Origin of the sequence: Bacillus sp. AFS015802, from assembly GCF_002561455.1 — a bacterium.
Taxonomy (GTDB): domain Bacteria; phylum Bacillota; class Bacilli; order Bacillales; family Bacillaceae_B; genus Rossellomorea.
The window spans coordinates 84,050-99,673 of record NZ_NTUP01000015.1; the positions used below are offsets into that span (position 1 = coordinate 84,050).

General features: G+C 42.0%; 16 protein-coding genes. 1 reads left to right on the forward strand and 15 read right to left on the reverse strand.

Going from position 1 to position 15,624, the window contains the following annotated elements:
• Window positions 1–10: 10 nt before the first annotated feature.
• The 9 genes from CN378_RS11970 to CN378_RS12015 all read right to left on the reverse strand — a co-directional run bounded on the left by CN378_RS11970 (window position 11) and on the right by CN378_RS12015 (window position 9,453).
• The gene (locus CN378_RS11970) at window positions 11–1,636 is read right to left on the reverse strand and encodes a peptide ABC transporter substrate-binding protein (protein WP_098352187.1); all 1,626 of its coding nucleotides are present in this window, start codon (window positions 1,634–1,636) and stop codon (window positions 11–13) included.
• Between the two features lie 42 nt (window positions 1,637–1,678).
• Window positions 1,679–2,689, reverse strand: coding sequence for an ABC transporter ATP-binding protein (locus tag CN378_RS11975; protein ID WP_098352189.1), 1,011 nt, complete (start codon window positions 2,687–2,689; stop codon window positions 1,679–1,681).
• 5 nt (window positions 2,690–2,694) lie between these two features.
• Window positions 2,695–3,648, reverse strand: coding sequence for an ABC transporter permease (locus CN378_RS11980; RefSeq protein ID WP_098352191.1), 954 nt, complete (start codon window positions 3,646–3,648; stop codon window positions 2,695–2,697).
• Window positions 3,648–4,580, reverse strand: a complete 933-nt coding sequence (locus tag CN378_RS11985) for an ABC transporter permease (RefSeq protein WP_098352193.1) — start codon at window positions 4,578–4,580, stop codon at window positions 3,648–3,650. The genes CN378_RS11980 and CN378_RS11985 overlap by 1 nt, the downstream gene beginning before the upstream one ends.
• Before the next feature lie 14 nt (window positions 4,581–4,594).
• Window positions 4,595–5,419 carry a M55 family metallopeptidase gene (locus tag CN378_RS11990; RefSeq protein ID WP_098352195.1) on the reverse strand — a complete coding sequence of 275 codons (825 nt, stop codon included), beginning with the start codon at window positions 5,417–5,419 and terminating at the stop codon, window positions 4,595–4,597.
• Window positions 5,420–6,410: 991 nt separating this feature from the next.
• Window positions 6,411–6,962, reverse strand: coding sequence for a histidine phosphatase family protein (locus tag CN378_RS12005; protein WP_098352199.1), 552 nt, complete (start codon window positions 6,960–6,962; stop codon window positions 6,411–6,413).
• Between the two features lie 125 nt (window positions 6,963–7,087).
• Complete coding sequence (locus CN378_RS22945) at window positions 7,088–7,219, reverse strand: hypothetical protein (protein WP_257141119.1); 132 nt, start codon at window positions 7,217–7,219, stop codon at window positions 7,088–7,090.
• Between the two features lie 184 nt (window positions 7,220–7,403).
• On the reverse strand, window positions 7,404–8,579 hold the full coding sequence (locus CN378_RS12010) for a TraB/GumN family protein (protein ID WP_098352201.1): 1,176 nt from the start codon (window positions 8,577–8,579) through the stop codon (window positions 7,404–7,406).
• A 286-nt stretch (window positions 8,580–8,865) separates the two neighbouring features.
• Entirely contained in the window at window positions 8,866–9,453 is a 588-nt protein-coding gene (locus CN378_RS12015; protein WP_098352203.1) for a vWA domain-containing protein, read from the reverse strand.
• Window positions 9,454–9,548: 95 nt separating this feature from the next.
• Here CN378_RS12015 and CN378_RS12020 point away from each other — a divergent pair, with 95 nt between their 5' ends.
• Window positions 9,549–10,028 (forward strand): hypothetical protein, encoded by a 480-nt coding sequence (locus tag CN378_RS12020; protein ID WP_098352205.1) that lies wholly within the window; start codon window positions 9,549–9,551, stop codon window positions 10,026–10,028.
• A 34-nt stretch (window positions 10,029–10,062) separates the two neighbouring features.
• Here the strand turns inward: CN378_RS12020 and CN378_RS12025 are convergent, their stop codons facing one another.
• From CN378_RS12025 to CN378_RS12050, 6 genes are all read right to left on the reverse strand, one after another.
• Window positions 10,063–10,752: a hypothetical protein gene (locus CN378_RS12025; RefSeq protein WP_098352207.1), complete on the reverse strand. Its 690-nt coding sequence runs from the start codon at window positions 10,750–10,752 to the stop codon at window positions 10,063–10,065.
• A gap of 232 nt (window positions 10,753–10,984) precedes the next feature.
• A complete protein-coding gene (locus CN378_RS12030; protein WP_098352209.1) occupies window positions 10,985–11,665 on the reverse strand; it encodes a serine/threonine protein kinase in 681 nt (226 codons plus the stop codon).
• A gap of 224 nt (window positions 11,666–11,889) precedes the next feature.
• Window positions 11,890–13,161: an MDR family MFS transporter gene (locus CN378_RS12035; protein ID WP_098352211.1), complete on the reverse strand. Its 1,272-nt coding sequence runs from the start codon at window positions 13,159–13,161 to the stop codon at window positions 11,890–11,892.
• Between the two features lie 223 nt (window positions 13,162–13,384).
• Window positions 13,385–13,612, reverse strand: a complete 228-nt coding sequence (locus CN378_RS12040; RefSeq protein ID WP_098352213.1) for a hypothetical protein — start codon at window positions 13,610–13,612, stop codon at window positions 13,385–13,387.
• Window positions 13,613–13,922: 310 nt separating this feature from the next.
• Window positions 13,923–14,597, reverse strand: a complete 675-nt coding sequence (locus tag CN378_RS12045) for an HAD family hydrolase (protein WP_098352214.1) — start codon at window positions 14,595–14,597, stop codon at window positions 13,923–13,925.
• 27 nt (window positions 14,598–14,624) lie between these two features.
• Window positions 14,625–15,365: a class I SAM-dependent methyltransferase gene (locus CN378_RS12050; protein WP_098352216.1), complete on the reverse strand. Its 741-nt coding sequence runs from the start codon at window positions 15,363–15,365 to the stop codon at window positions 14,625–14,627.
• Window positions 15,366–15,624 lie beyond the last annotated feature (259 nt).

Genomic DNA, 15,624 nt, shown 5'->3' on the forward strand with positions numbered 1-15,624 from the left:
TTTCATTTCCCTATTTTTTTTCAGCCCATTTCAGCTCCATGTATCCGACCGGATGGCGGACGATACCTGTCACATCCTCATTTTGCAGGTACACATGATTATAGAAGTGAATCGGAATGATCGGCATTTCATCCATCAAAATCTTTTCTGCTTCATACATCATGTCAAAACGTTTCGCCTCATCCGCTTCATTCATCGCTTGTTTGATCAGGCTGTCATACTTTTCGTTACTCCAGCCAGTACGGTTCATGGAGTGCCCTGTTTGGAAATTCTCCAGGAAGTTGATTGGATCTGCGTAGTCCGCTAAGAATGAACTGCGGGATAGTTGGAACTTCAACGCTTTTTGTTCATCCTGGAATACGTTCCATTCCATATTGGCTAATGAAACATCCACATCCAGGTTTTCTTTGAACATTTGCTGCAATGCTTCGGCAATTTTTTGATGAGTATCACTCGTGCTGTATGTTAAAGTGACTTCCGGAAGTTTGTCGTAACCCTCTTCTTCCATCCCTTTTTTCAGTAAAGCCTTTGCTTCTTCCACATCTGTTTTTACCAAGTCTCCGTTTGCTTCACGGAAGTCTTTACCTGAAGGGTCCTTAAAGCCTTTAGAAACGAATCCGTAAGCAGCTTTTTCTTTGTTCTTTGTCACAAAGTCAACCATTTGCTGTTGATCGACTGCCATGGCGAATGCTTTCCGGATGTTCTGATTTTGGAAAGGCTCTTTTTCTAAATTGAAACGATAGAAATACGTTCCGGCTTGGTCTTCAACATTCACTTTTCCTTCTTCAAATAACTGTTTACTTAAATCCGCAGGTACATCAGCTGTATCCAATTCACCCGTTTTGTATAATTGATAATCCGTATTGGTATCGTTCACCATCGCCCAGTGGATCTTGTCTAATTTCACCGAGTCTTTATCCCAATATTGATCATTCTTTTCCATCACGAAATGACTGTCATGTTCCCATTCCGTCAACTTGAAAGGCCCATTAGCCACGAAGCTGTCAGCTTCTGCAAACCATTCAGGGTTTTCAGTAGCAACCTTTTCATTGATCGGGAAAAATGCTGGATTGGCGATGACGCTCAAGAAATAGGCTTGTGGACTTGTCAGTGTGACTTCGAATGTCTTCTCATCCTTAGCCGCCACTTTCACGTCGTCAGCTGAACCTTTTCCAGTGTTGAATGCCTCTCCCCCTTCAATAAAGTATCCCAGGAAAGCAGCCGGTGAGCCTGTTTCCGGGTTTAATAGGCGTTTCCATGCAAATACGAAATCTCCGGCTGTGACATCATCACCATTTGACCATTTGGCATTGTCCCTGATGTGGAAGGTATAGACTTTGCCATCTTCTGAGACATCCCACTTTTCCGCCATGGCTGCTTCTGGTTCGTGACTGGCATTTAAACGGGTCATCCCTTCCATTAAGTTGTTCAATGCCGTCCAGGAGTAAGAATCAAAGCCGATAGGTGGGTCAAAGGACGTTGGTTCAGCTCCATTATTCAAGTGGAGGACCTTCCCTGCATTTTCTTTCTTACTGTCTCCGCTGCTTGACTCACTGCCTGCATCCTTTGTGGCCGTACAAGCTGCCAGCATGAACAGAAGCATTCCTACTAGAAAGACTGATAATACCTTTTTCATGATTTTCCCCCTCTTATCCTATTTATCTATCAAACGATCAGTTTAGCGAATGGTTAAACTGATCGATGAAAGCAAGTCTTTGGCCCGTTTATCCTGAAGCCAGCAGTCGACATGATGTTCCTCCGATAATTGCGTCTTCCCGGGATAGACACGGTCGCATACTTCCATCGCCTTATCACATCGTGGAACGAACGGGCATCCAACGGGTGGAGAAAACAGATCGGGTGGTGAACCAGGAATGGGTACCAGGTCTTCCCCGTCAAGATCAAGCCTTGGGACTGACTTCAACAGTCCCTGAGTATAGGGGTGTTGGGCATGATAAAAGATCTCCCTCCTGTTCCCTTCCTCTACTATTTTTCCGGCATACATAACGGCTATTCGATCAGCCACTTGAGCGACGACGCCTAAATCATGTGTGATTAATATAATGGAGACGCCAGTCTTCTTCTGGATTTCTTTAAACAATTCCAGTATTTGAGCCTGTATGGTAACATCCAGGGCCGTTGTCGGCTCATCGGCAATCAAAACATCCGGTTCGCATACGAGAGACATGGCAATCACGATCCGCTGTCGCATTCCCCCACTGAATTGATGAGGGTACTGCTTTAACCTTTCTTCAGGATTGGGAATGCTGACCAGTTTCAACATGTCGATCGCTTTTTGTTTGGCCAGTTTCTTGGAAATATCGTTATGCTGCAAAATCCCCTCCATGATTTGTTCGCCTATGGTCAGTGTAGGATTGAGTGCCGTCATGGGATCCTGAAAGATCATGGAAATATCGGATCCGCGTACTTTTCTCATTTGAGGTTCTGATAACCTTATTAAATCTTTCCCTTTAAACAGGATCCTCCCACCGGTCACCTTTCCCGGTGGGTTTGGAATCAGTCTCATGATGCTCTGTGAAGTGACGCTCTTCCCGCACCCTGACTCCCCTACAATCGCCAGGGTCTCCCCTTTACGTAAATCAAAGCTTACACCCCTGACAGCCTTGACTTCACCGCCATATGTCGTAAAGGAGACATGGAGATCTTGTACGGATAATACTTTGCTCATGATGATTACCTCCTTAGTTTCGGATCTAGTGCATCCTGTAATCCGTCTCCCAGCACATTGAATGAAAACATGGTCAATGAAATAAATAATGCAGGGAAGAATAAGCGCCACCAGTACCCTGATAGAATCGTAGATAAACCGTCATTTGCCATCACACCCCAGCTTGCATATGGAGCCTGGATTCCAAGTCCCAGGAAGCTTAAGAAAGCTTCCGCAAAGATGGCACTTGGGACGGTCAGTGTCATCTGTACGATTATCGGGCCCATTGTATTGGGAAGCAGATTCTTACGAATGATCCGGGCTGTTTTCGTCCCGAATGTTTTAGAAGCTAAAATAAATTCATAGTTTTTAATCTGGAGAACCTGCCCCCGGACTATCCGCGCCATGCCGATCCAGCCTGTGACCGTCAAGGCAACGATGATGGTTAGGAGGCCCGGTCCCATGACGACCATCAATAGAATGACGACAAGCAGGTAAGGTAACCCGTATAATATTTCCACAATGCGCATCATGACATGATCCGTTTTACCACCTTTATAACCTGCAATGCCACCATATAGAATCCCTATCACAAAATCGATAAGCGCTGCCATGAAACCAACAAACAGGGAAATCCGTGCACCATACCAGGTTCGGGTAAATACATCTCTCCCCATATCATCAGTACCAAACCAGTGCTCACCCGAAGGAGGCAGGTTCTGATTAGAAAGTGTCTGTTTCGTAACGTCATGGGGTGAAATAATCGGTCCAATGACGGCCATGACAATCAATCCAGTCAAGAAAACTAACCCGAGCATAGCCAGTTTATTCTTCAGAAGACGCTTCCAGGCATCCTGCCAATAGGAAAGACTCGGTCTGACCACCGCTTCAGCATCCTCTTTATTCCTCTTCTTAGGTGTGAACCATTCGTCCTTAACGTCAGGAGTGACAAGTGGTTCTTGTTGTTTTGGGATCCCCATTATTTCGCCTCCTTTTTATGTAGCTTAATCCGCGGATCAAGGAAACCATATGCCAGATCGACTAAAAACAACATGATAATGAGAAATGCACTATAAAAAACGGTGGTCCCCATAATGACTGGATAATCACGTTGATTGATACTCTCCACGAAATACTTCCCCATTCCCGGAATGGCAAAAATCTGTTCAATGACAAAAGTCCCCGTCAAAATCCCTGCAGCCAGTGTCCCGAGGACGGTTACAACCGGGAGCAAGGCATTTCTTAAAGCATGTTTCACCACAATCTTCACTGGTGACAATCCTTTAGCACGTGCGGTCCGTATATAATCCTGTGTCAACACTTCCAACATACTTGAGCGTGTGAGACGGGCTATGATCGCCATCGGCCCGGTAGCCAAAGCAAGAGTCGGCAGAATCATATGGCGCCAGCTCGTCCAAGTGGCAACGGGCAGGATCTCCCAATTCACAGCCACTTGTTGAATCAGCAATGTCGCCATGACGAAGTTTGGAATCGAAATTCCAAGTACGGCAAACGTCATTGCCATATAGTCGATGATTCCATTGTGTCTCAGGGCTGCCATCACCCCTAAGAGAATCCCGGACAGAACAGCAATCAGGAGGGTGATCATCCCTAATTCAAAGGAAATTGGAAACCCCCTGCCCAACAGATCATTCACGGTCTGTGACGGCTGGGTAATGGAAGGACCGAAATCCAGAGAAACAAGAGATTTTAAGTATAGAAAGTATTGCACCATTATTGGCTCATTTAAGTGATAGTGGGCTTCTAGATTTTGCTGGACCATCTCACTTGTGTTTCTTTCTTCGTTAAACGGTGAGCCCGGGATTGCATGCATCAGGAAGAACGTTAACGTCACGATCAGCCATAGGGTAATGACCATGGCCAATAGTCGCTTCAACAAATATGTACTCATTTTTCTCACACTTTCTAACAGAATGTTGTTCTCATCGCGAGTTCAGTCATGACAAGCATAGCCCTGTAGGCTTCAAGAATATCTTTTGCTTCAAAACGCACAGTGGTGGTGCCTGATTCAAGAATCGTTCCCGGCATGAGACTTGCCCACTCAGCCTGTCCGTAATTTGCGAACTCGATGCGCAAAACTGGATGATCAGGAGGAGTGAGAGGTTTCACGTTTTTCTGATTATGTATCGCTTCTTGCGTTTTCTTCTTTAATAACAAAGCCGATTTCTTCGGGGTAAGACTTTTGGCTACGGACCGTGAAATCGTTTCTTTCACGACTGCGGTCGTTACATTCGGGATCAACGCTTCAGCCTCAAGTGCAGCCTGGTCGTCCCCTGCCACCATTAAAACAGGAACGCCGTAGTATCCTGCAACATAGGCATTAAAGCCGAGTTCACCAACGGCCACCTCATTGATGTACATGTTTCGCACTCCGAAGATCATAGAATGGGACATCACTCCCTTCACAGATGCCCTGGCATGATAACCCACAAAAAAAGCCCCATCAAACGTCCCATCCAGTCCTTGAACCATAGAATATGGTTTCACTCCACCAGATATCAGCTTCGTTTCAGGGTGCAGCTTCTCTATTAACAGATTGTTCATTTGGGAATGGCTATCATTCACAAGTACCTCCCTGCAGCCTGACTCAAAGGCAGCAGTCACAACGGCATTTGCCTCATCGGTCATAATGATTCTCCCACGCTCATAATTATGCTTATTCGATGACACATGTGTATGATCAACAAGGCCCGTAATCCCCTCCATGTCAACCGACATATAAACGTTCATAAAATGGATCCTCCTCTCTAGATGAAATTTTATTAAATTTTCTTAATATTATAATTTTTAATTCGCCTAATTACAACAATTTTTTGAATAAAAAGGAATATATTCCTATTTTCATAGAATGGGGAATATTGACCTATATTTGATGTTTTCATGTGGATTTTTCTCCTGCAGGAAGGAAAAATAGTATAGTGGAATGATCGACTATCGATCAAAACTCAAAGTGCGGGGTGATTTCATAATAGAAAAAGACCCGGAGAAATTCATCTCCGGGTCTTAAACTTGGTACATGTATATTAGCTTATTTTATTCAAAAGTTTTTCTGAGTGCTGAGAGCCCATCTCTGCCACTAAATCAAGTAATTCTGCTTTCGTTGTCTCATCTAGGCCTTTATAAATAAGGAAAGCTTGTGTTGCATCAGAAGTAATTAACTTTCTGTATAACTTTGAGATCCTTTTACTCCTGTGGGTGTCCATTAGATCCTCCTCTATAAATCCTTTCTGTTATTATAATAAATATAGGCTTGTTTTTTCAATATATTCTTTAAAAATTAATTATGTAACAAAAATGAATCAACGATATTACAGGAAAAGTTAGGTCAACCCTGGAGGAGAAAATAATTTTCTTAGACCTTTACACGTAGGTGATTATCTTAAAGATAAATCAGGTGATAACTTTCCAAATTCAAGAGCTTCGAGAATGATTTCCTCAGAGAATCCTGTATACTGAGAAAGCATTTGTATCGTAATCTTCTGAGAAGTACGGGAAGCCTGGTGTCTTGCCATATAGGTTTGATACAAAACAATGGAGTATCTGTCATGTATATTGAGCAACGATCGTCACAGCTCCTATTATTCTCTCCTCACAAGGTCGCGGGTAAAGGTTAATTACTATTTACCCAAAGTTCCATTTTGAAAACGTGGCTGTACAGTTACATTTTCAGGTCTCTTCCTTCAACACGATTATTTGCTCCAAAAGTAAAATAAAGCAGGTATCACTTGGATTTTCCCATTTTTATTTTTTTGAATTCATACTGTTTGTATTCACCGTTATTGGATGAGAGCCTCAAGATATTCTTATCTTCAGGAATTCCTGTAAAGTATGCACCGATAGCCCCTGTTGTACATCTGTGCCCGGAAATGAGGATATTCTTATTTTCTCTTCTATGATTGGATTGCAGTTCATCCATGAAGGTCAGAATCCTATACATAAACTGCTCAGGATCCTCCATGCCCTTATAATAAGATGGATCAGGCAGTGGTCCTGCCATTTTCACCTCGCGTTTCAACAGACCATCCACTTCCCCTAAATCGTATACATCCAATCTTGAGTCGATCACGCATGACATACCCGTAGCAATTTCAGCCGTTTGGATGGCTCTTTCCTGAGGAGATGAAAAAACGTAATCAAAGCGTATGTGACTTAACTGCTGTTTCAAGTCTTCAGCTTGTCTACCCCCTTCCTGATTTAAAGGAAGTCCCCTTCTTCCCTGCAGCCTACCTTCCTTGTTCAAATCCGTTTGTCCGTGTCTGATAACATAAATCATAAGAAAAATCCTTTCATTCGAGAAAATTCGTAGTGCTACGATTGTTTGCCTTTGCCAAAACAACTAGCTAAGTTCTACAGATGAAGCTTGCTATCGACAATTCCAAGTAGGCTCAGCTTTTTGATTTATTTATCCTTGTTCCTCTTCTGTGTTTCAATATTCAGGGCGAGGTACGTAACACCCAAAAATCCTACGATTGCAAAGACGCCTGCGATGATTCCTTGAACAGAAGATGCATAAATCGTGAATCCCGCCATGATACTTAATCCTACGATAAGAAGAAGCAACCAGTGGGCGTATCTATTTATGAACTTTGAAATCTTAATCCCCTCCAAACCCATTTGCATATATATTTTAACATAATATTCCAATATATTTTAACATAATATTCCAACTTCCCTACAAAAAATAAGCCACCCAAAAGGATAGCTCATTTCGTTTCTATACGTTTTCAAGAAATAACCTAACAACATCTGCTCCACCAATGACTGTCCCAAGTGTACTTCCCAGGTTGGCAAGTACGACAATGAGGAGGATCCGTGTGACTTTGTTTCTCCAGAATCCCTTTATGCTCAGTACATCCTCTGGAAGAGAGTCAAAGTCACCAACATTCGGTCTTTTGAAATAAGCTTGGACGAATCCTGCAAACCACCCGGCTGCGAGCAGCGGATTTAATGAGGTGATAGGTGCTGCTACGAATGCGGTCAAAATGGCTAATGGATGTCCCAACCCAATGGCTACACCAAGGGCAGAGAAACCGCCGTTCCACAGGATCCAGCTGATCCCCTGTTGAATACCTGCATCGGGGTTGGAGATAAATGTATAAGCAATGACGGCCAGGATCAAGATCGGGATGGCCCACCCGATCATTTTTGGCCATTTCGATTTAGCAGGACGTTCACTTAGTCTGTCTAAATCATGGTCTTTGTAGATTTCTTTCGAGATGCCGGGAACGTGCGCCGCACCAAGGACCGCAACGATCTTCCTACCTGGTGCGTCTTTGATTTTCTGTGCAAGGTATTGGTCACGTTCATCGATTAAGGGTGTTTTCAATTTGGGAAACACTTGAGTGAATTCATTCAGCATCGAATCAAGCATATCCTGTGATTTGATTTTTTCGAGCTCTTCCTCTGTAATCGTATCATTGCTGAAGATACTGTATACGATCTGTGTCAGGAGCTTGGCTTTTCCGCTGAAACCCACACTGCTCCATATCCGGGAGAATGTCACCTGGATGTTTCGGTCAGCTAGGACTAGTTCTGCCTTCATTTCTTTCGCGGACTGAATTCCCTGAATCATTTCCTGTCCCGGCTTGATGCCGAATTGCTTGGCCATTCTACGCTGAAATGATCCAATGGCAAGATTCATGAGCAGCAATGTAGCTTTCTTATCTTTAATCACCTGAAAGATGTCGGTGTCCCTCCATTTATCACCTTCTACAATGGATTGATACCTTGGCTCATCCAGCTCTACACAAACCGTGTCAGGCCGTTCAGCTTCTATTACTTCTTTTACCTGCTCCGCACTCTGACGGGATACGTGAGCGGTTCCGATGAGAATGTATTCCTTCCCATCCATATGTATTCTCGTAATATTCTTCTCGTTTTCTGTTGTCATAGTGTACCTTCCTTTAACTCCGTTGACGTTCACATAAATCGAATCTACCTCATTATGATAAACTAGTTTTGGCAAAATTTAAATAAATTCTGTTCAGAATCATGAAAGATCTCGATTTTTATGATGATGATTTCTTATGCTGCGGATAGGTAAGGTTGAGTTTTGGGTGCGTTGCTTGCTATCCGATCGATTTAATAAAACATATCTGTGAATTCATTATAAGCCACAAAATCAATCTATACACAGAAAAGATCCCATCCAAAAGATGAGATCTCCAAAATCAGTACTACCATTTATTTCTCTTATCAAACACAGCCTCACTCACCACATCGTACATCTTTTCAACCCCTTTAGAAGACGTCTCAAACTGAAACGCATTCCCGATATCGATGCCGATATTCAAAGCTTCTTCAGCGGCATTGATATTTGCTCCGAGAAAAATGAACTCCCAATTGTATCGCTCCTGTTGGTGACGGATTAGGTCCTTCACCTTACTTGCCGAGAACTCGACGCTCGCATTTTCCATACCGTCGGTTGTGATCACGAAGATGACTTTACCTGGCCGGTCACTTTCCCCCATACTAGATAACCGATGACCCACATCGAGAATCGTTTTTCCGACAGCGTCCATCAGAGCCGTGCTTCCCCTTACGACATACTCCTCTTGTGTGAGCCTTACCTTATTAACGTCAGACCCACTCCATAGCAGCTCGACCTTATCATCAAAAAGAACGGTAGTGACGAGGGTTTGACCGGGTAATTGACTCTGCTTTTCAATAAAGGAGTTATAGCCTCCAATCGTTTCTTGTTCAAGTCCAGCCATTGATCCGCTTCTGTCCAGTAAAAAAATGATCTCTGTTGATGCAGTATTCAATTTTCTTCATCCTCTCTTTATGGTTTCTGATATAATCATAACCACATATAGGTAGAAATGGGTCGCCTTGCAGGCGACATTTTGGAGGTGAAGGTATGCTTCATGAAAAAGTTTTGCAGGAACTTCATGATTTCGTAGCAACAATGAGAGAAATACGGATATATGATATAGAAAAAGAAGAAGCCTTTTTTAGAGATTCCCTCTACTCAAGTGAGCTGGATGAGTTTATTGAAATGCATAAGTCACCCTCTTTTTCAGAAAAGTTGTTTCAGCATATCGATGGCAAAGGTGAAACAGATGCTTCCATCTATAAAAAAGCAGGAGTAGACCGAAAGCATTTTTCGAAAATAAGGTCGATACCTGACTACAAGCCGAGTAAACGAACAGTGGTGGCCCTTTGTCTTTCTCTGGAACTATCGGAGAAGGACACCGAAGATCTATTGAGTGCCGCCGGTTTCTCCCTTTCAGACAGTGACCGATTCGATCTCGTGATTCAGTTTTGTTTAGAGAAGAAAATCTATGACATCGATGACGTGAATCAAGCACTGAATTCCCTTAATTTAAAACCATTATAAAAAGTAGAGTGCTGGAAACGGCACTCTACCCCTACTAATATTTCTTTTCGATTTTTTCCTGCAAAGTTTCGATTTTCTCTGGAAGTACATACAGGTATTCAATTAAACCTTCCAATAACTCCATCAGTAGGCCGGCTGTTTCATCATCTATCTCCCGTTCCAATTCAAGCATCTCATAGAAAGCAGACTTTGGATGAACAAGATGACTGAGCGCCTGGATCGGCTTTGACAGGTCAACATTCTTGGGAAGCTGATCGAATTGTTCCGACAAAGATTGCCCTGATGATTGATCGCCATTGAAATTCTTCAATACACTTTCAAGCACCCGCTTAGACATAACGGCTGTAGCAGAGTTATCCTTCGATTGGCTGACATTTAATGCGGATCGAAATGATCGGACGAGGTCCTGTGGGATTCGTTTATTCCCCTGAATCTGATCCAATGGTCCGTTCGTAGCTAAAGGATCGTAAATATAAAGGCCTGCTTCCTCCCGACGATGGACCGAATCATCATTAAGCATAATAACAAACACAGCAGGTTTCCTACATTCCGAGCAGTTTGCCTCTGCAAACAACCCTGTCTTATTGACCTGATAGAAATTGGCCTTCAGAACAAATTCACTGGTCTTAGAGCAGCTGGGACATTGACTTTTCACTTTCTTAGGAACTTTCTGATAACCGTACTGTATGTGTGACAGCACTGATCCCGGTAAAATCTCTCTCATGTGAACCTCCTAAAAAATGCATCTCGACATATGAATTTTAATTATTTCGAAAATTAAAGATAAAAAAACGCTTTCCTTATCTCAAAATTATACCTTTGCTAGAAATGATTACAAGGTAAAACATTTGGAAAACAGGATTTGTGATAATGGAACTAATGGTGGAAATAGGATGGTTCCGGTAACCTTTTTCCATATAAAAAAACGTTCAAGCAAGCTATGCCATGAACGTTTTTCAATCTTTTTTAAAAGAAGTGAACTTCACTACAATTTTCATGAATTCCTCGTAGGAACTAAAATGCTTATTCCATGTGTTATACCACTTTCGAATCGTCTCCAATAACCAAAATGGTACGGCTCTGCCCTCTATCAGATGGTAATGATCATCATAGGCTTTCTTCAGGTGCTCCCATCTGAAGTCATTTCCAGGAAGAACATATTCCGATACATCGATGATTTTCGCTCTTCCATTTTGCAACAGGATGTTTTTTAAATGGATATCCCGTGGGTTCAGACCTTGATCCCGCACATATTGTCTCGCGCTCTCAACATCTTGAACCACTTGCTCAGGAATTTGGATCCCCTGCAGCAAACAGTCAAAAAGTGTCGTTCCTTCTTCAAAACTTAATACTAATAATGTTTCATAAGCTGCATAGCAGGTGGAAAAAAAAGGAGAATCACTAATTGAACGGTATACTTCTTCTTCCACTTTAATTTTTGATCGTTTATCCCCTGCATACAGTTTGAATGCATATTGTGGTGCATCGATGGCTTGAAATACCGCTGCGTCTGTCCCGACCCCAATGCATCTCAGGCGATCATCACCACCATGTATAGTGACAGGTTCATTATTGGGATTTGAAGATACGGCCATTTTAGATAAAGATGGCAGTGCGAGTTCCCATTTATTATCCATATTTTCTCCCCTCAATCGGATTGAACTCTTAATAGTATGATACAGGTTGGTACCTTATTCAGGATAATATAGCATCGTTAGGGACTTCATTCAACTCCTGGACTTTCCATTTAGCTAGTAATAGTAAACCGTTTTAGTCATTTTTCCATACAATGTCCATATTGTATGGATCCTTTTATAAACCTGAATGAACAGCTAAGGCTGATTACTCCGCCTTTTTTCTACTAACCAACTTTCACAGCTTCATTATGTTGCCTTAACTCCGCTCCTTCCTTCCGCCTATCCAACTCCGGAGTAATGATTTTTAAAATAAATGTCCCGATAAGACCGACAGCAAGAATGATTCCCGCCATCATGCTTGAAGGGAGAATGGCTCCAAGTGTAACGGTAATGGATGCAATCAGCATGGACAGGTTAAATTTTAGACCGTTAAATGCCATGTAGGAACTGCGGGCATCGTCAGGGGGAATGGCTGCCATATAGGATTGCTCAACCGGTACGCGAAATACTTCACCGATCGTTAAAATCGCCATCATCAAGAATAGGATGAACAAGTTGTTCGAGTAAGCAAGCGCTGCATACCCTACTGAGAAGAAGAAACAACTCCACACTAAAACGGTTCTGTCCTTTAAAGAATGGTGAATCCTTGTGACAAATAGCATAAGGATGACAACCAGGATCGTATTTTCACTTCGGAGAATCCCCATCGCCTGTACACCATCTATGTCCCAAAAGAGAAATGGTTGCGAAGGCATTTCTTTACTCAATCGAATGCCAATGTAATTGGTCAGTTGAAACTCCATGGACAGGATCAGTACACCCGCAATCGTAAAAAGGACAAACAGCTTGTCATGAAGGACTTTTCCATAGTTTGAAATTAATTGCGTGATGTGCTGAGTAGGTGTCATGTCGGTTTTCACAGGTGCGTAGCTCTCATCAATAAAGAATGCCACTAGTGACGCCGTTATGGCGGATGCAACACTAAGGGCAAAGAATAGTTCAAAAAGGTAATCACTAAACAAGAAAGCCCCTATGATTCCTCCGATCGCAATGGACAGATTGTTTGCCCAGTAAGTAATCGAGTACATGAGCTTACGCTGCGGAGGCGTGCTGACATCGATCATCATTGCTTGATTAGCAGGTCCTGCAAGCCCCCAGCATATGCTGTTAATCGTCATCATGGCGAAAGTGATAGAGGCAGATTCATACCAGGGTGAATTACAAACCATCATTGTGAGAAAAGCCAGAAATCTGAGCACTTCTGCAAATAGCATTATTTTTTTACGACCGAATTGATCGGCAAAATAACCTCCAAGAAAATTGATACCTATCCCAACGAAGACATTGATCAAAAGTAATAACCCTGCTACCTTTGCTCCAAAGTGAACGGCTAAGTAGATGGACATAAACGGAAAAATCATACTCCCGATGAAACGGCTCATAAACGTTTCGATTATACGTATCTTAATATTTTTATGAAAATCTCTAAATCTCATATGTATTCCTTCTCTCTTTTCACGTAATTCAAGTCTTAACCTATTTATACTATACGGTTTCAATCGTTAGGTTTCATCGTCAGTTTGAATGAAAGGAGATAAGACTTTTGGATGAGGATCCTCATCAACCAGAATACTTTTCATAAGTCTTGATATAATTTTTCATTAAAAAACCACTAAAAAAACATCGCTCAGGATGCTTTCTTAGTGGTTGATAAGATGACTATAAGGCCAAAAATAAATCCCATCTAAGTGAATAATAAACAGTTCCGATTCCCACAAACACAACGATCAGGCCGATAATATTTTCAATGAACTTTTCAGGTAACTTAATAAATTTAAGTACCGTATAGATTAGTGTAGTCAGCGAAATGGTAACTAATGAAACAATCGCTATATTAATGGCAACTGTTTTGACTGGTTCTGTAAATAATTTACTGAGTTCTAACACAAAAGACCCTCCTGTTTTAATCCAATTACAGCTCTTTATATGTTGTTACGCTGAATATGTAGTATCAAGAAGACTATTATACTAGAAATAACACATTTTTCATAGTGGTAGCATTGTCTAATTTAACTTCTAAGCCATTATATTAATAGAAACGGATCGTCTTAAACCTTTTTGTTACCATATGCTGACGGATTTTCGCTTCTTCATCTTAATATGGTGGTTCCCATGGTGCATCATAGGGGCTGAATGGGACAATTGGTTTGTTGATAGTCACATGAACCATCTACTATTAATTTTCTCTTTATTAATTTTACTCAGAGGATTGAACCGTCCTGATTAGTCCTGGTAAATCAGACAGATCATCCACTATCGCATCAGCATGCTGTACATCGCTCCAATGAGGGTCCTTTTTCCAAATGCCTTTCATCCCTACCCTTTGGGCACCGTACACATCATATTCAGGGTGGTCCCCGATAAAAATACACTCATGAGGCTCCAGGCGGAATCTTTTCATCGCCCGCATGAAGATTTCAGGATCGGGCTTTTTGACCCCTTCCCACTCAGAGACAAGGATTTCATGAAAATATGGTTGAATATCAAGAGCAAGGATGTTATCCATTTGAAAACGGCCAAAGCCGTTTGTGATCATCCCCAATTGGATTCCTGCCTCTTTTAATTCATCCAACATGTCAAGTAAATGAGGAAAAGGGACACAGCTGTGCTTAAATTGACTGATATAATCGTCAAGCAGCTCTTCCCAAGTCAGTTCAGGAATTGTAAACTCCTCAATAAGCTGCATATAAACCTTGTCTTTCCACACATACCCCTTTTGATCTAATTCAATGAATCTGGATATGTATAAATCTTTCGGGATATGATGGAGCCATTTGTATAGTCGATCATATTGGGTTGTGATGAATTCCCGAACAGACGCGTCCCTATTCAACAGCGTTCCATCCAGGTCGAATATGGCAGCTTTGATCATTTAAATCCCTCTTCCTTCCTCAAGAAATTACATTTTTCTAGTTTTTATAATCATTGTCGTGGGTAAATAACTCGCCTTATCAAAGCTATACCATCTATTGGAATGTCTCTCAACATCCTTTTCGGTTAAACGAACCTCTTCAATGACCTGTTCAATCATGAAACCATTTTTCACCAGCATATTCAAATAGGTGCTGACTTTGAACTGTTGCATAATGGCAGGATACGTCCACGCCTCGTGATCATAAGGTCCTTCTTTATGATAAGTTTGGTTGAGAATAAGATTTTCACCGGTTTGTTGAACCCGGTTATAGAATGGATGCTCCCAGCTGAAGACAAAGATACCTCCAGCTTTAAGGTATGAATACACATGTGCAAGCGTTTGATCCAGATCAGTGGTCCACCCCAGGGCGTAAATGGAATAGACAATGTCAAAATAGTTTTCTGGTATTCCAGGATTCTCTTCCATTGGGGCTTCAAATAAGGTGGCGTCATCGTTTGAAAGTAATTGTCGTGCAGCCTGGATTTGGCTATGGGAAAGATCCAATCCCCAAATCTCCCTGGCTTGATTCTTTTTCATATATTTCAAGGAATGTCCGCTTCCACATCCAATGTCTAATACGTTTTTATCCCTTATACCCTCTAATAAATGTAATTCTTCTTCGGTTGGGGCAAGAGGACCGTACTCCGGCAGGGGATTTCTACCGTAGAATCGGGGTGCCGCCTCATCCCAGCTTTTTTTGTTTGTCAATAGTGATGTTTTGTTCAACTTTCCATCCTCCTCCTGGCATCGATCTGTTTATCAGCGATTTTTCACCGTATATTAGCGGAAATTCAAATATGACAGCGAATCCTCTTCTCCTTTCCTTAAGGAGGGCACTTTACAAATGGACTGCGCTAGCCAGTGAAAGGATTTTTTCGTACACACTGTTCCTTTGGATTTCCCCCACATTACATATGTAGAATCCATCATTTCCACCTCATCATAAAGGACTAGTCGATATATTCACTATCTTAACGCATTTTAG